Annotated in this window: 16 protein-coding genes; 13 read left to right on the forward strand and 3 right to left on the reverse strand. The window is 44.3% G+C overall.

The genetic code is table 11. The annotated features are described in order from the left end of the window. The first annotated feature begins 2 nt into the window (after window positions 1-2). From LDO37_RS05510 to ptsG, 11 genes are all read left to right on the forward strand, one after another. The gene (locus tag LDO37_RS05510; protein WP_126606238.1) at window positions 3-956 is read left to right on the forward strand and encodes a beta-ketoacyl-ACP synthase III; all 954 of its coding nucleotides are present in this window, start codon (window positions 3-5) and stop codon (window positions 954-956) included. Between the two features lie 94 nt (window positions 957-1,050). Next, window positions 1,051-1,974, forward strand: coding sequence for an ACP S-malonyltransferase (gene fabD, locus LDO37_RS05515; RefSeq protein ID WP_126606239.1), 924 nt, complete (start codon window positions 1,051-1,053; stop codon window positions 1,972-1,974). Between the two features lie 40 nt (window positions 1,975-2,014). Next, a complete protein-coding gene (gene fabG, locus LDO37_RS05520) occupies window positions 2,015-2,749 on the forward strand; it encodes a 3-oxoacyl-ACP reductase FabG (RefSeq protein WP_180958435.1) in 735 nt (244 codons plus the stop codon). Between the two features lie 167 nt (window positions 2,750-2,916). Then, on the forward strand, window positions 2,917-3,150 hold the full coding sequence (gene acpP, locus LDO37_RS05525; protein WP_004406112.1) for an acyl carrier protein: 234 nt from the start codon (window positions 2,917-2,919) through the stop codon (window positions 3,148-3,150). Between the two features lie 96 nt (window positions 3,151-3,246). Continuing rightward, entirely contained in the window at window positions 3,247-4,491 is a 1,245-nt protein-coding gene (gene fabF, locus LDO37_RS05530; protein WP_101113630.1) for a beta-ketoacyl-ACP synthase II, read from the forward strand. Between the two features lie 118 nt (window positions 4,492-4,609). Next, window positions 4,610-5,416: an aminodeoxychorismate lyase gene (gene pabC / locus LDO37_RS05535; protein ID WP_126606240.1), complete on the forward strand. Its 807-nt coding sequence runs from the start codon at window positions 4,610-4,612 to the stop codon at window positions 5,414-5,416. After that, window positions 5,413-6,429, forward strand: a complete 1,017-nt coding sequence (mltG, locus tag LDO37_RS05540; protein WP_126606241.1) for an endolytic transglycosylase MltG — start codon at window positions 5,413-5,415, stop codon at window positions 6,427-6,429. The genes pabC and mltG overlap by 4 nt, the downstream gene beginning before the upstream one ends. Continuing rightward, window positions 6,426-7,064: a dTMP kinase gene (gene tmk / locus LDO37_RS05545; RefSeq protein ID WP_126606242.1), complete on the forward strand. Its 639-nt coding sequence runs from the start codon at window positions 6,426-6,428 to the stop codon at window positions 7,062-7,064. Before mltG ends, tmk begins: the two co-directional genes overlap by 4 nt. After that, window positions 7,064-8,023, forward strand: coding sequence for a DNA polymerase III subunit delta' (gene holB / locus LDO37_RS05550; protein WP_126606243.1), 960 nt, complete (start codon window positions 7,064-7,066; stop codon window positions 8,021-8,023). Before tmk ends, holB begins: the two co-directional genes overlap by 1 nt. Continuing rightward, window positions 8,013-8,777 (forward strand): TatD family hydrolase, encoded by a 765-nt coding sequence (locus tag LDO37_RS05555; RefSeq protein WP_126606244.1) that lies wholly within the window; start codon window positions 8,013-8,015, stop codon window positions 8,775-8,777. The genes holB and LDO37_RS05555 overlap by 11 nt, the downstream gene beginning before the upstream one ends. 483 nt (window positions 8,778-9,260) lie before the next feature. Beyond that, a complete protein-coding gene (ptsG, locus tag LDO37_RS05560) occupies window positions 9,261-10,760 on the forward strand; it encodes a PTS glucose transporter subunit IIBC (protein ID WP_101112013.1) in 1,500 nt (499 codons plus the stop codon). Window positions 10,761-10,829: 69 nt separating this feature from the next. Here the strand turns inward: ptsG and LDO37_RS05565 are convergent, their stop codons facing one another. Genes LDO37_RS05565 through LDO37_RS05575 form a run of 3 tightly spaced genes read right to left on the reverse strand, consistent with a single transcriptional unit; the run spans window position 10,830 to window position 13,512 of the window. Further along, complete coding sequence (locus LDO37_RS05565; RefSeq protein WP_224055347.1) at window positions 10,830-11,612, reverse strand: heme ABC transporter ATP-binding protein; 783 nt, start codon at window positions 11,610-11,612, stop codon at window positions 10,830-10,832. After that, window positions 11,609-12,643, reverse strand: a complete 1,035-nt coding sequence (locus tag LDO37_RS05570) for a FecCD family ABC transporter permease (protein ID WP_126606245.1) — start codon at window positions 12,641-12,643, stop codon at window positions 11,609-11,611. The genes LDO37_RS05565 and LDO37_RS05570 overlap by 4 nt, the downstream gene beginning before the upstream one ends. A 2-nt stretch (window positions 12,644-12,645) precedes the next feature. Then, window positions 12,646-13,512 carry a heme/hemin ABC transporter substrate-binding protein gene (locus LDO37_RS05575; RefSeq protein ID WP_126606246.1) on the reverse strand — a complete coding sequence of 289 codons (867 nt, stop codon included), beginning with the start codon at window positions 13,510-13,512 and terminating at the stop codon, window positions 12,646-12,648. A gap of 195 nt (window positions 13,513-13,707) precedes the next feature. Here LDO37_RS05575 and hutW point away from each other — a divergent pair, with 195 nt between their 5' ends. After that, a complete protein-coding gene (hutW, locus tag LDO37_RS05580; RefSeq protein WP_126606247.1) occupies window positions 13,708-15,072 on the forward strand; it encodes a heme anaerobic degradation radical SAM methyltransferase ChuW/HutW in 1,365 nt (454 codons plus the stop codon). A gap of 4 nt (window positions 15,073-15,076) precedes the next feature. Next, on the forward strand, window positions 15,077-15,598 hold the full coding sequence (hutX, locus tag LDO37_RS05585) for a heme utilization cystosolic carrier protein HutX (RefSeq protein ID WP_185829704.1): 522 nt from the start codon (window positions 15,077-15,079) through the stop codon (window positions 15,596-15,598). The last annotated feature ends 11 nt before the right edge of the window (window positions 15,599-15,609 follow it).

The raw sequence follows: 15,609 nt of genomic DNA on the forward strand, positions 1-15,609 counted from the left end.
TCATGTATAGCAAAATTTTAGGAACAGGCAGCTACCTGCCGTCTCAAGTGCGTACAAACGCTGATCTTGAGAAAATGGTAGATACAAGTGATGAGTGGATCGTAACTCGTACTGGCATTAAAGAACGCCGTATCTCTGCGGAGAACGAAACGGTTGCCGACATGGCTTACCACGCTTCTGTTAACGCTATTGAAATGGCAGGTATTGATCGCAGAGATATCGATTTGATTATCGTCGCGACAACCAGTGGAAGTCACGCATTCCCTTCTTCTGCATGCCAGCTTCAGGCTCAGCTCGATATTAGCGGCTGTCCTGCGTTTGATTTAGCTGCAGCGTGCTCCGGGTTTGTCTACGCTTTATCGGTGGCTGATCAACATATTAAATCGGGTATGTGTAAAAACGTACTGGTTGTTGGCTCTGATACGCTCTCTAAAACTTGCGATCCAACTGACCGCTCAACTTTCATCTTATTTGGTGATGGTGCAGGTGCTGTTGTCGTGGGTAAAAGTGAAGAGCCGGGCATTCTTTCTACTCATCTTCATTCAGACGGTCGCTTTGGTGATTTGCTTAATTTACCAATGGCTAGCCGAGAAAGCGCAGAGTCAGATAAGTGGCTGCATATGGCAGGTAACGAAGTCTTTAAAGTAGCGGTGACTCAGCTTTCTCGATTGGTAAAAGACACACTTGAAGCCAATGAGATGGAAAAAGATGAACTAGACTGGCTAGTGCCTCACCAAGCGAACCTTAGGATCATCACCGCTACCGCTAAGAAACTGTCTATGTCGATGGATCAAGTTGTTGTGACATTAGATCGCCATGGTAATACCTCTGCGGCTACAATCCCGACGGCATTGGATGAAGCGGTACGTGATGGACGCATCAAACGCGGTCAGACACTACTATTAGAAGCATTCGGTGGCGGCTTTACTTGGGGTTCGGCTTTAGTCCGATTCTAATGATTTCTGCCAGATCGACATATTAAATGTCGGTCTGGCTTTTTTGTTTTTATTGCATTCTCATATGGGTGCTTAGCTTTGAAGGAAAGTTACGATGAGCAAGTTTGCTGTTGTATTCCCGGGTCAGGGCTCACAAGCTGTTGGCATGTTAGCCGAGCTAGGCGAGCAACACGAAGTAGTAAAAAATACATTTGCTGAGGCATCTGAAGCGCTTGGCTACGACCTTTGGACACTGGTTCAAAATGGTCCAGTAGAAGATTTAAATGAAACATTCCGCACTCAGCCTGCTTTGCTAGCTTCTTCTGTTGCTATCTGGCGTGTATGGCAGGAGCAAGGTCTATCCGCTCCAGAAACATTCGCAGGGCATAGCCTTGGTGAATATTCTGCACTGGTATGCGCGGGTGTTATTGATTTTAAAGAAGCCATCAAGTTAGTTGAGCTTCGTGGTCGTTTAATGCAAGAAGCCGTTCCTGCTGGAACGGGTGCAATGTATGCGATCATTGGATTAGCCGATGATGCTATCGCAAAAGCGTGTGAAGAAGCCGCTCAGGGTGATGTTGTATCCCCTGTGAATTATAACTCTCCTGGTCAGGTGGTTATCGCTGGTAGTAAAGAAGCAGTAGAGCGTGCTGGTACTTTGTGTAAAGAAGCTGGTGCTAAACGTGCTCTGCCTCTTCCTGTATCGGTTCCTTCACACTGTGCGTTAATGAAACCGGCAGCAGAAAAACTGGCGAAAGCACTTGAATCGATTGAATTTAATGCACCTAGCATTCCAGTTATCAATAATGTTGACGTGATTGCTGAAACCGACCCTGAAAAAATTAAAGATGCACTTGTTCGACAACTTCATAGCCCAGTTCGCTGGACTGAAGGCGTAGAAAAGATGAGCGAACAAGGTATCGAAAAACTTTACGAATTGGGTCCAGGTAAAGTACTGACTGGTCTAACCAAACGAATTGTGAAAACTCTTACCGGTGCGGCTGTTAATGATGCGGCAACGCTAGAAGCAGCTAAATAGCATTTTTAAGTTAGAAAAACTAAGGAATTAACAAAACATGATGAATCTTGAAGGCAAAATTGCACTGGTTACAGGTGCAAGCCGTGGAATTGGTCGTGCAATTGCTGAACTTTTGGTTGAACGTGGTGCCACAGTAATTGGTACTGCGACAAGTGAAAATGGTGCGGCAGCAATCAGCGAGTACCTTGGTGCGAATGGTAAAGGTCTTGCGTTGAATGTGACGGATGTCGAATCTATCCAATCTGTTTTAAAGACAATTAACGATGAATTTGGCGCTCTGGACATTCTAGTTAACAACGCAGGCATTACTCGTGATAACCTACTGATGCGTATGAAAGATGATGAGTGGACCGATATCATGGATACCAACTTAACATCGATCTTCCGCTTATCTAAGGCGGTTCTTCGCGGTATGATGAAGAAACGTAACGGTCGTATCATCAATGTTGGTTCTGTTGTTGGTACTATGGGCAACGCTGGTCAAACAAACTACGCGGCTGCTAAAGCGGGTGTAATTGGCTTTACAAAGTCAATGGCACGCGAAGTTGCGTCTCGTGGTGTGACGGTGAACACAGTTGCGCCAGGTTTTATCGAAACTGATATGACAAAAGCGCTGAATGATGACCAACGTGCTGCTACACTAGCGTCTGTACCAGCAGGTCGTCTTGGTGACCCACGTGAAATTGCATCTGCGGTTGTGTTTTTAGCATCACCAGAAGCGGCTTACATTACAGGTGAAACCCTGCATGTAAACGGTGGTATGTACATGGTTTAAGTCTTGCGTAATTGATTTATGCATGATTTAGGTCAAAAATGTACCGAATTTCGGGAAAAATCGCGCAAATTGTGGTTTGACCAGCAAGGTCACCCTTGCAACTTTTAAAAGTTTGAATAAACTACGGAAAACATCGCATAAAGCGAAGTCTGTAAAGGAAAAGAAAAATGAGCAACATCGAAGAACGCGTAAAGAAAATCATTGTTGAACAGCTAGGTGTAGATGAAGCAGAAGTTAAAAACGAAGCTTCATTCGTAGACGATCTAGGTGCTGATTCTCTGGACACTGTAGAGCTAGTTATGGCTCTAGAGGAAGAGTTCGACACTGAGATTCCAGACGAAGAAGCTGAGAAAATCACAACTGTTCAAGCTGCAATTGACTACGTGAACAGCGCTCAGTAATTTGCACTTCCAGGCGGTCATCCTTGACCGCCTGAGTTTTTATCGACTATCTTCTATCCTTTCACTTAATCAATTTCAACTCCGGAGAGTTATATCGTGTCCAAGCGTCGTGTAGTTGTCACTGGCATGGGTATGTTGTCACCGGTAGGCAACACTGTAGAATCAGCCTGGAAAGCCCTGTTAGCAGGTCAAAGCGGTATCGTTGATATCGAGCACTTTGATACTTCCGAATTCACAACTCGTTTTGCAGGAATAGTCAAAGACTTTAACTGCGAAGAGTACATGTCTAAAAAAGACGCCCGTAAGATGGATTTATTCATCCAGTATGGTATTGCTGCGGGTATTCAAGCGCTTGATGATTCAGGCCTAACGATAACCGAAGAAAACGGCCCTCGAATTGGTGCTGCGATTGGTTCTGGTATCGGTGGTCTTGGCTTGATTGAAGCCGGTCATACAGCGCTACGCGAAAAAGGTCCACGTAAAATTAGCCCATTTTTCGTGCCATCGACAATCGTTAATATGATTGCTGGTCACCTTTCAATAATGAGAGGTTTACGTGGTCCAAATATCGCTATTTCTACAGCCTGTACAACTGGCTTACACAATATCGGACACGCGGCACGTATGATTGCATACGGTGATGCGGATGCGATGGTAGCCGGTGGTGCAGAAAAAGCCTCAACACAACTTGGCATCGGTGGTTTTGGTGCAGCAAAAGCACTCTCTACCCGTAACGATGAGCCTCAACGTGCTTCACGTCCTTGGGATAAAGACCGAGATGGTTTTGTTCTGGGAGATGGTGCCGGAATGATGGTTCTTGAAGAGTACGAGCATGCTAAAGCGCGCGGTGCGAAAATCTACTGTGAACTTGTTGGTTTCGGGATGAGTGGTGATGCTTACCACATGACTTCCCCAAGCGAAGACGGTTCTGGTGGTGCGCTTGCAATGGAAGCTGCGATGCGTGATGCAGGTGTAACAGGTGAACAAATCGGTTACGTCAACGCTCACGGTACATCTACGCCAGCAGGCGATATCGCTGAAATTAAAGGCGTTAAGCGTGCACTAGGTGAAGCAGGTTCAGCACAAGTGTTGGTTTCTTCTACCAAATCTATGATTGGTCATTTGCTTGGAGCAGCGGGTTCTGTCGAAGCGATCATTACTGCAATGGCACTAGTTGATCAAGAAGTTCCACCTACTATCAACCTTGATAACCCAGACGAAGGCACTGAAGGCATTGACCTCGTTCCTCATACGTCTCGCAAAGTCGACATGGAGTACGCATTGTGTAACTCATTTGGCTTTGGTGGAACCAACGGTTCATTGATCTTCAAAAAGATCTGATGCGATTCTAAAAGAATCGATAGAGTAGTATAGTTAAGCTTGTTTTAAAGCGGCTTGGTGCTTAGCATTGAGCCGCTTTTGTTTATATGGAGTGGCTTTTTGTATTTATGGAGCAGCTATGATTCTCGTCAATGGACGCCCTCAAGAATTACTTTCAGTTTCTGATCGAAGTTTCCAATATGGAGACGGTTGCTTTTCGACTCTTCTCACCTGCAAAAAACAAATCCAAGCGTGGAATTATCATAAAGAGCGTCTTGCATCTTGTTTAAAAACCCTTAGGATTCCAGCCCCGAATTGGGGAGACGTTTATGCATGGTGCAACAAGGTTGCTTTAGATAAAGAAAAAGCGGGTCTGAAAATTCATATAAGCCGTGGTACAGGGGGAAGAGGATACGGTATTGCGGGTACATCTGCGCCAACCGTAACCATTACTGCGTTCGAATACCCAGCGCATTACGACGAATGGACCAGTAAAGGCGTGTCATTAGGCATTTGTGAAACTCACTTGGGTCACCAACCTTTGCTTGCTGGTCTTAAGCACAATAACCGATTAGAGCAAGTATTGGTTAAAGCCGAGATAGAGCAGAATGGTTGGAATGAAGCGATCGTCTGTGATTTTGAAGGCAACGTTATAGAAACCAGTGTGGCTAATTTATTTTGGGTGGACTCTGAATTTAGATTGTGTACGCCAAAGCTTAATTTGTGCGGTGTGGCTGGCATTATGCGTAAGCAAGTCATTGAAGAAGCGATTACCAAGAAGATGACGCTTGTAGAACGTGTATTTTCTATTGAAGAATTATTGAATGCAAAAGAAGTCTTTATGACCAATGCATTACTTCAAGTTTGCCCAATTACTTGTATTGACAAAACCCACTTCGAAATTGGTTCTCTAACCAAAACTTTCCAGGAGATATTTGTAACGTGATTAAAAAAATTGCGATTTTTCTGGCTCTCTGCGCTGTGATCTTAGCAGCTGTAGCGTTTTACGTCAGTCAACAAGCTCAACAGTACATTAATCAACCCGTCACTAATTCGCAGCCAGAGCTAATTACTATCAAGTCGGGCACGAGTTTTCAGGGCGTCTTAGCGCAATTTGAAAATTCGGGCTGGATTAGTACAAGCCCTTTTTCAAAACTTATTCGTCATGCGTATCCTGAGCTTGTTCAAGTGAAAGCGGGGACATTTCTGCTGAAGCCGGAAATGACGCTAAGCGAAGCGCTTATCTTTTTAGGGGAAGGTAAAGAGCATCAATTTGCTATTACTTTTGTTGAGGGAACAACCTTTAAGGAGTGGCGAGCAATACTGGATACGACTGAACACCTTCGCCACCTTACTCGTGGAAAGTCTGAGCCAGAAATTGCGGAAGCACTCAATATAGATAAGCAAAAGTTGGAAGGTTTGTTTCTTGCTGAGACATATCATTTTACCGCTGGAACGTCAGACTTAGATATTCTTAAACGAGCGCATCGCGACCTGAATACCGCGCTGAATAATGCATGGCAAGGCAAGCAAGAGAAGTTACCGCTAAAATCGACATACGAAGCCTTGATCTTAGCGTCAATCATTGAAAAAGAGACGGCGCTCGATGAGGAAAGAGAGCGGGTTTCATCGGTATTCATCAACCGCTTAAACAAAGGTATGCGCCTTCAAACTGACCCTACGGTGATTTATGGTATGGGTGAAAACTATGATGGTAATATTCGAAAGAAAGATTTGCGTACACCTACGCCGTACAATACATACGTGATTAAAGGTCTTCCCCCAACGCCTATTGCAATGGCGGGTCCTGCCTCTATAGAAGCGGCGTTGAATCCCGAAAATAGTCGTTACCTATATTTTGTAGCCAGTGGTCATGGTGGACACGTATTTAGCAAGAATTTGGCTGCTCACAACCGAGCAGTAAGACAATATTTGAAAGTACTAAGAAGTAAAAAATGAATTCAGCGAAGTTTATTGTTATCGAAGGTCTTGAAGGCGCAGGAAAAAGTACAGCTATTCAGGCTGTAAAAGAAAAACTGGCGCAACATGGCGTGCAGAATATTGTTAATACCAGAGAACCAGGCGGCACAGCGTTGGCTGAGAAAATGCGCTCATTGGTGAAAGAAGAGCACGAAGGCGAAGCACTTCAAGATATTTCTGAATTGTTGCTCATGTACGCCGCTCGCGTTCAACTCGTTGAGACCGTGATTAAGCCAGCGTTAGAATCTGGAGCTTGGGTTGTCGGTGATAGGCACGATATGTCATCACAAGCTTATCAAGGTGGCGGGCGCGAAATAGCGCGTGACACAATGGAATCGCTAAAAAAAGTGTCGTTAGGTGGTTTCAAGCCAGATCTTACGTTGTACCTTGATATCGACCCTCGTATTGGATTAGAGCGCGCGCGAGGAAGAGGCGAACTAGATCGTATCGAAAAAATGGATATCAGTTTTTTCGAGCGTACTCGTCAGCGTTATCTCGAAATTGCAGAATCAGATTCAAGTGTTGTGATCGTGAATGCTGAGCAAGCCATTGAAGATGTCACTCAGAGTCTAAACCAAGCCTTGCAAAATTGGCTAGAGTCGCTGGAGAAATAATGTCTGATCTGCATCCTTGGCTACGTCTCACATGGAACCATTGGCAGTCGCTGTTAAACAACGATCGCGTGACGGGCGCTTTATTGTGCCATGCCCCAGAGGGATTAGGTGCGCAGCAATTAGCCGATAAGTTTGCACAGGCTTTGGTATGCAGTAACGCAACAGACGAAGCGTGTGGTTTTTGCCATAGCTGTGATTTATCAAAGTCTGGTAGTCATCCGGACATACACGGTATTGTGCCTGAAAAGGAAGGTAAATCGATAATTGTTGATCAAATCCGCCAAGCCAATCGTTGGGCTTTAGAGTCTTCACAGCTTGGTGGTAAGCGCCTTATTATCATTAGCCCTGCTGAGGCAATGAATGAATCAGCATCTAATGCGTTACTAAAAACGTTAGAGTCCCCAGCGGAAAACTGCGTATTTTTGTTGATGTCGGCAGATAAACATAAGCTGCTTCCTACCATCGTGAGCCGATGCCAGCAGTGGGATATCGCGACACCTGAGTTTGCTGATGCGATGTCTTGGCTTAACCAGAATTCAGAACAGCCAGTTAGTGACTTGGCACTGAAGCTGAGTCATGGTGCCCCGTTAGCCGCACTAGCGTTCGCGCGTGATGGTCAGGAAAAGCAATTTGAGGCGTTACTCAATAGTTTGTCACTTCAGCTTTCTTCTGCCATTCCTTCATACAATAACTTCTGGTCTGCTATTAAGGATCAGCCTGTCGAACGCCTTGGCTGGTTGAGTTTTGCGCTTACTAGTGCTCAAAAAGACTTTTTTGTCCAAGAAAAAAGTGCCTATTTAGAGCCTATTTTGAAATGGATTGACTATGATCTGGCGTACAAAAAAACTCGACAACTTAACCAATTAATTCATCAATTGAAGATGTTTCCTGGATTAAACGCAGAACTGCTTGTCGCAGACTGGTTTTTAGATTTACACGAGAAGAAAAATGTTTGTTGATTCGCATTGCCACTTAGATAAATTAAATTATGAAGAGCTGCATACAGGAGTGGCGGACGTTGTAGAGAAAGCGCGTAAAGCCAATGTTGAACATTTGCTTTCCGTTGGCGTTACCCTAGACAGCTTTCCAAAAATGATGGAGATGATTGAGCCATTTAACAACGTATCGGCTTCATGCGGAGTACACCCTTTGGATGTGGAAAGTGCATTTTGCTTAGATAAGCTTTATGAATACGCCCGTCATCCACGAGTTGTGGCTATCGGTGAAACGGGGTTGGATTATCACTATAAGCCAGAGACCAAAGCGCTGCAGCTAGAGCGCTTTGAGCAACAAGTCGCCTTGGCGGTTGAAGTTGATAAGCCACTTATTATTCACACAAGGAATGCGCGTGAAGATACTTTGAAGCTTCTACGAGACGGAAATGCGCAAGAGTGTGGTGGTGTGATCCACTGTTTTACAGAAGACTTACCATTTGCAGAAGCGGCGATGGAGTTGGGCTTTTACATTTCAATTTCTGGTATAGTCACATTTCGTGCTGCGACGGAATTAAAAGAGGTTGTAAAAGCGTTGCCATTGGATAGATTGCTGATCGAAACCGACTCTCCATACTTAGCCCCAATTCCTCACCGAGGAAAAGAAAACCAACCCGCTTATGTTGTCGAGGTGGCTCAGTACATTGCGCAGTTAAAAAACGTGTCGTTAGGTGAAGTTGCTCAAGTAACAACCAGAAACTTCCAAAATCTTTTTTTGTGATGAAAACACCGAATTGATGAAAAAGGGAGCTTATGCTCCCTTTTTTTATCCTAATTAGCCCATTTGCTGATGTTCACCATATATGTTGGTGAATTAAATAACAAAATTGATGACTTGTAATTTTGTTGCGTAAAATAACAAGTGTTCATTTTTTGTTTACCTTATGCTCAAGAGCTAAGGTTCAAATATATCAATTAAAAACAATGCTTTATGAATTTGCAATCCTTTGCATTAGAGAATTACGATTGTGATCACGGTACTGTTTTGGAACTAAATTTCAGAATGAGATTTAAAGGGTGAGTTAGGTCACGAAATATTTAGAGGCTAAAAATATAATCCATCTCAGGAATTCGTTCCTTTGAAACCTGACATGTTTACTAGAGTGATTGATATCGCGACATCGATATTGATTGTGGATGGTACAAGGCTACGGGGGTGTGCCGTCAGTGTTCAAAATACTAATAATCAATTTGGAGCATAAACATGTTTAAAAATCTTTTCGCTAACCTACAAAAAGTAGGTAAGGCGCTGATGCTTCCCGTTTCTGTGCTGCCGGTCGCGGGTATTCTCTTAGGTGTCGGTGCTGCCGATCTTAGTTTCATTCCAGAAGTTGTTTCTAATCTCATGGAAAAGGCGGGTGGTTCAGTATTTGGTCAGATGCCATTGCTGTTTGCTGTCGGTGTGGCTCTTGGCTTCACGAACAATGACGGTGTTTCTGGTTTGGCGTCAATCGTTGGTTACGGCATTATGGCTGCGACCATGAGCGTCCTTGCTCAAATGGATGTCGAGTCCGCACAAGCGGCAGCTCTAGCTGCTGGGCAGGTGTTAGATGACAGAAGCATTGAACTCATAACCAAACAGTATGAGACCGGTGTTCTAGGTGGGATCTTGGTTGGTGGTATTGCTGCTTGGTCATTTAATCGATTCTTCAAAATTCAGCTGCCTGAATACTTGGGTTTCTTTGCGGGTAAACGCGCAGTGCCAATCATTACTGGCTTTCTAGCCATTGCGTTGGCGTTAGCTCTTTCTATTGTGTGGCCACCTGTTGCCGTTGTTATGCAAACTTTCTCGGATTGGGCTGCTCATCAAAATCCACAAGTTGCGTTTGGTATTTATGGCGTGATTGAACGTTCATTGATTCCATTTGGCTTGCATCACGTTTGGAATGTCCCTTTCTTCTTTGAAGCGGGTTCGTGTGTGAATGCGGCTGGTGAAGCTCAAAATGGCGTTCTTACTTGTTACCTAGTTGCTGATGAAGCATCTCGCGAAGCAGGTAATGGTTTTGGTCAGCTTGCTGGTGGATACATGTTCAAAATGTTTGGCTTGCCAGCAGCCGCGATAGCGATTGCTCATTGTGCAAAACCAGAAAACCGTGCGAAAGTGATGGGTATCATGGCATCTGCTGCTCTGACATCATTCCTAACTGGTATTACTGAACCAATCGAGTTCTCGTTCTTGTTCGTTGCACCTGTGCTTTATGGTATTCACGCATTGTTAGCTGGTTCTGCATACGTTGTTGCAAATACCTTAGGCTTTGTTCACGGTACGTCGTTCTCACATGGCTTGATTGATTTTATTGTTCTGTCAGGAAACGCGCAGAAGCAATTCCTAATGATTGCTGTGGGCTTGGGCTATGCCGCAATATACTACTTTGTTTTCCGTGCCGTGATTGTAGCGATGGACTTAAAAACACCAGGTCGTGAAAGCGAATCTGAAGAAGAAGTGGTTGTATCGACTGGAACAGAGCTAGCGGGCGATTTAGTCTCAGCGTTTGGTGGTAAAGCGAATATTACTGGCTTAGATGCATGTATCACTCGATTGCGTGTATCAGTAGCAGATACGGAGCAAGTTAATCAAGATCAGCTGAAAAAACTGGGAGCGGCAGGTGTCGTTGTTGTCTCTGGTGGTGTGCAAGCTATCTTTGGTACTCGTTCAGACAATCTAAAAACAGACATGGATGAGTGGATTCGCAACAACGCTTAATTTGCGTTTGCCTTATCCAACAAAGCCAGCCTTATTACAAGGCTGGCTTTTTGTTTTTTAATGGCGGTATTAAGCAGGGTACACCACTGGAAAGTCACTTTTTGGGTGTTTGTCTATCAGTGTAGAAAAGCCATAAACCTCTTCAATGAGCTTTGGTTTTAACGCCGACCAAGGTTCGCCATCTTCCACTATTTTGCCTTCATTTAGGAAAACTAATCTATCTGCATACTGAGCTGCCAAATTGAGATCATGCAGAACAACAATGACCGCTGCCCCTTCTGCTGCAAGCTTATTGGCAAGATTCAATGTACTGTGTTGATGAGCAAGATCGAGAGCCGAAGTTGGCTCGTCCAGCATGAGTATCTTATTTTCGCTGCTTGAGAGCTGTAGAAGAACTCGTGCGAGGTGGACGCGTTGTTTTTCGCCTCCGGAGAGTGAGGGGTAGAGCCTATCTGCCAAATTCAACACATCGACTTTTTTCATCATTTCAGTCGCGCGCGCTTGAATATCTGAGTGGGAAATCTTAAGCGGCATAGCGCCTAGCTCTACCACTTCTTTTGCTAGAAAAGGGAAACTCAAAGTACTGTGTTGAGGCAGCATACCAACGTGTCTCGCAAGTTCACTTTTATTCCAATTTGAGCGTGATTTTCCTAAATATTGGATGTCTGAGTGAGAAGGTATTTCACCATTGAGCAATTTAAGAAGGCTACTTTTTCCAGCACCATTTGAACCTAATAGTGCTGTTACTTGCCCTGAAAAAATTTCGATGGAAAGGTTATCAATGATCTTTCGATTACCAAAACTTAAATTGAGATTCTGTGCAGACAACACTCGAGAATTCTGAGGCATCATATTATTTTCCCTCTTTGCTGAACCAAAATGAACAGGAAAAAAGGTGTGCCAATGAGAGCGGTAACAATACCCACAGGCAACTCAGCTGGAGTCACTGCCACGCGAGCTATCATGTCCGACATGGTTAACAGCAGCGCACCAAACAAAGCAGATAGCGGGAGTAAGCTTCGATGATCGGGGCCTACCAACATTCTAATTAAGTGTGGAACAACCAAGCCAATGAAGCCTATGATACCTGTTAAGCTTACTGCTACCCCAACGCCCATTGCTGACATAATAATGAGCCGTCTTTTAAAAGACTGAACGTTTACTCCCATGTGTGCGGCTTCAGATTCTCCTAGTAACATAGCGTTTAAGGGCATAGCTTCACGTCGAAAGGCAAAATAGAGTAACGCAAGAGTTGCAGCACTTAGCCCTATTCCAGACCACGTTGCACCTGCGAGAGAGCCCATAGACCACAAAGAGAGGTCGCGGAGTGCTTGATCGTCGGCAGCAAAGTTCAGATAACCAATTCCAGCACCACTTAGCGCACTGATGGCAATGCCCGCTAATAGCATTATCGTGACTGATGTACCGAACTTACTCGTACCCAATCGGTACACGATCATAGTTGTAATTACGCCACCAATAAAAGCAAACACTGGAACTGCAAAAAGGCTCGCTACGGCAGATGCATTTTCTAGCCAACTTGCAAGCAAGACCATCGCAAGGGCTGCCCCAAGCATTGCGCCCGCCGACACACCAATAATTCCAGGTTCGGCAAGTGGGTTGCGAAATAATCCCTGCATTACGGCACCACAAAGCGCCAATATAGCACCAATAATCAAACACATGAGTGTACGAGGCAAACGTATTTCTGTGATGACTACCTGAATATGGTTCGGCAATTCAAAAAGTGAAGGGAGCAAGCTTTTGAAGCTATCCAATATGGTGATGTTCATTGGACCAACTGCTATAGAGCTTGCTGAAATAAACACCAATAACGCAGAAAACAGCAACAACAATGCTGAAATTGGAATTCGTCTGAGCATGGTTAGTTCTTTTCAGGTGCGTATAAAATCTTATTTACGCGTTGAGCTTCTTCAAGTGTTTTAAGCCCCAAACCGCCAACTAAAGCTTGTCCATCAATAGTAACAAAAGCTTTGTTTTTACCTGCTGGTGTGGCGGCTAATAAAGGCATTGATTTCAATATTGCATCAGCACCACCCAGCTTTTCCCAACTGCGTCCACTGACGAGAATGACATCTGGCTGCATTTCTACCAAAGACTCAGTTGAAAGGGGTTTATAAGACTTTACCGATTGGGCGACAGGGTTAAGTGCACCAGCCAATGTGATTAACGCATCTGGGGTCGTCTCGCTACCTGCAACATTGGCGGGGCGGCCTTCATGAATTAGAAGGAAAAGTACACGTTTTTGTTCGGCTTTGACCGGGTGGTTGTTTTGAATGGACTCGATCTTTTCTTGCACAGTTTGTTTTAGTGCCCCTGCTTTTTCGTTTGTATGAGTAATTGATGCCACTTCATCAATTCGCTCGAGCAAGCCATCAACAGTAGGGGAGGTATTAACGACTTCAACTTTTACGCCAGCATTCTTTAATAATGTCAGTGTGGTTTTTGGTCCCATTTCTTCGGAGCCGATAAGCATGTTTGGCGACAACGCTAAGAGACCCTCTGCAGACAATTGACGATGATAACCAATCACAGGCAAGCGCTTTCCCTCTGGTTGTGCGCTTGTGACATCGACGGCAACAAGCTGGGAAGATGCACCAAGTGCGTCAACCAATTCAGTTACCGCTGATCCCGCACTGATAAGACGCTCTTGGGCGATAAGAGACGTACTTGCTAGCAAAGAAGCCAGTGCAATCATCAGAGTTTTTAAGAATGAGTGAGTCTTGTCCATAATGTGAAATATTCTTTTTTTGGTTAAGGTTTCAGTTTGTGCTGTTGCATATTGTCGTTTTTAGAAATAAATACACTGCTGTGACATACTGATACGAATGACACTAATTATCAATTGCATTATCATAATCGGAAACTTACTATATTGCGAGCTTAGTTATCTAAGCCTTTTGAGGCACAATTCGTGTAAGTAAAAATGACTATAAACCTTCAAATGCTGGACGAATCTGTATTGGGTGCATCTACCCCAGATCCGTTGAGATTTGCCTTCGAGAAAAAGCATTCAGCACACGCTGGAGCTCATGCACAGCCTCCACTTTCTCAAGAGCAATTATCCGAGCAGCTAAAAAAAGTGTTGTCAGATGCACAAGGTGTAGCTGGCAAAAAAAGATGCCTTTATGTTCATGTTCCTTTCTGCCGAGTGCGTTGTACGTTTTGCAATTTCTTTCAAAATGCAGCAAGCCGGAAACTGGTCGATGAATATTTCTCTGCATTGTTAGTTGAACTGGAACATAAAGCGAAACAACCTTGGACTCAGTCCAACGTGTTTCATGCTGTGTATATAGGTGGCGGAACACCAACCGATCTGTCACCTGAGCAAATTAGGATTCTCGGAACCAAGATTCGAACCTTGTTTCCACTGACCACGGATTGTGAAATTACACTTGAAGGTCGTATAAATCGTTTCAGCGATGAAATGTTTGATAATGCTTTGGAAGGTGGGTTTAACCGCTTTTCTTTTGGTGTACAGAGTTTTAATACGCTTGTTCGCCGGAAAGCAAAACGCTTAGATGACAGAGAAGTAGTGCTTAATCGTTTATCTGAGCTGAGCCGTCAAGAAGCTGCACCCATTGTTATCGATTTACTCTATGGCTTGCCTCATCAGAATAGTGAGATTTTTGAGCAAGATCTAAAGGATTACATAGATACAGGTGCGCATGGCATTGATTTGTACCAATTGATGGTTGGAGGCTCTGCTCCGATGATCAATTTAGTTGAAAAAGGAAAAATGCCCCCGCCGGCATCAACTCCTGAAAAGGCGGCATTGTTCGCACAGGGTGTGGATTTTATGTCGAAGCACCACATCAAGAGACTGAGCGTTAATCATTGGGCTCGAGATAACCGCGAACGTAGTCTGTATAACAGTATCGCAAAAACCTCTGCTGAGGTTTTGCCTGTTGGATGTGGAGCTGGAGGGCATTTGTCGGGGTATTCATTGATGAATGTACGTACGCTCGATCAATATAATGAGCGAGTGAAATCGGGTTTACCGACAGCCGCTATGATGATGCCCCGATCTTTGCACGCCGACTTGCACGACGAGGTAAAAGCAGGCTTTGATTCTGGAGTTCTACGAGCAAGATGTCTTGAAAATGCCGGATATTCTGGAGTGTTTTCATGGCTAAGACCATTGTTTGAAAATTGGCAGGAAAAAGGTTTGGTCAATCTTGAAGGAGGCTACCTTACGCTAACAGTTGCAGGCTCATTTTGGTCGGTTACATTGGCTCAGGGAGTGATTCAGGCATTGCAATACTACGAAAGAGAAGCCTGCGTGGCTTAGCTCAATATTGGAAATGATTATGGAAAAAAATGAACTAAAGCAGAAAGTCGCACAGATTTTAGAGCAAGACCCAACATTGTTACCTGTTTCAGTTGCGGAGCAGCTTGAGGTTTCTGAGCATGATGTTGTTCGCTCACTGCCCGAAGGTATGGCGACAATGATTGCAGGTGAATTTGCGCAGGAACTTCTAGAAGGGCTTGTAGGGTGGGGACCTGTAACTACCATCGTTCATTCAATGGGATCAATCTTTGAAGTGAAAGCCCCTTTCCCGAAAGGAAAAGTAGCACGAGGCTACTACAACCTCATGGGAGATAAAGGCGAAATGCATGGTCATTTAAAATTAGACCTTGTGAAAAGCGTTGCGCTTGTTAGTAAACCGTTTAGGGGGAAAGAAAGTCATTACTTTGGATTTTTTACAGATCAAGGTGACAGCATCTTTAAAATTTACCTAGGGCGAGACGAAAGCCGGAAGTTGCTTCCGGATCAGGTAGAGAAATTTAACGCGCTTAAGAAGCAGTACGTCTAAATTACATAGTC

This window comes from Vibrio penaeicida (genome assembly GCF_019977755.1).
Lineage (GTDB): Bacteria > Pseudomonadota > Gammaproteobacteria > Enterobacterales > Vibrionaceae > Vibrio > Vibrio penaeicida.

Excerpts from the sequence above, each read along its gene's own strand:
- LDO37_RS05510 (WP_126606238.1), top strand. The coding sequence starts at position 3 with ATGTATAGCAAAATTTTAGGAACAGGCAGCTACCTGCCGTCTCAAGTG.
- fabD (WP_126606239.1), top strand. The coding sequence starts at position 1,051 with ATGAGCAAGTTTGCTGTTGTATTCCCGGGTCAGGGCTCACAAGCTGTT.
- fabG (WP_180958435.1), top strand. The coding sequence starts at position 2,015 with ATGAATCTTGAAGGCAAAATTGCACTGGTTACAGGTGCAAGCCGTGGA.
- acpP (WP_004406112.1), top strand. The coding sequence starts at position 2,917 with ATGAGCAACATCGAAGAACGCGTAAAGAAAATCATTGTTGAACAGCTA.
- pabC (WP_126606240.1), top strand. The coding sequence starts at position 4,610 with ATGATTCTCGTCAATGGACGCCCTCAAGAATTACTTTCAGTTTCTGAT.
- tmk (WP_126606242.1), top strand. The coding sequence starts at position 6,426 with ATGAATTCAGCGAAGTTTATTGTTATCGAAGGTCTTGAAGGCGCAGGA.
- holB (WP_126606243.1), top strand. The coding sequence starts at position 7,064 with ATGTCTGATCTGCATCCTTGGCTACGTCTCACATGGAACCATTGGCAG.
- LDO37_RS05555 (WP_126606244.1), top strand. The coding sequence starts at position 8,013 with ATGTTTGTTGATTCGCATTGCCACTTAGATAAATTAAATTATGAAGAG.
- ptsG (WP_101112013.1), top strand. The coding sequence starts at position 9,261 with ATGTTTAAAAATCTTTTCGCTAACCTACAAAAAGTAGGTAAGGCGCTG.
- LDO37_RS05565 (WP_224055347.1), bottom strand. The coding sequence starts at position 11,612 with ATGATGCCTCAGAATTCTCGAGTGTTGTCTGCACAGAATCTCAATTTA.
- LDO37_RS05570 (WP_126606245.1), bottom strand. The coding sequence starts at position 12,643 with ATGCTCAGACGAATTCCAATTTCAGCATTGTTGTTGCTGTTTTCTGCG.
- LDO37_RS05575 (WP_126606246.1), bottom strand. The coding sequence starts at position 13,512 with ATGGACAAGACTCACTCATTCTTAAAAACTCTGATGATTGCACTGGCT.
- hutW (WP_126606247.1), top strand. The coding sequence starts at position 13,708 with ATGACTATAAACCTTCAAATGCTGGACGAATCTGTATTGGGTGCATCT.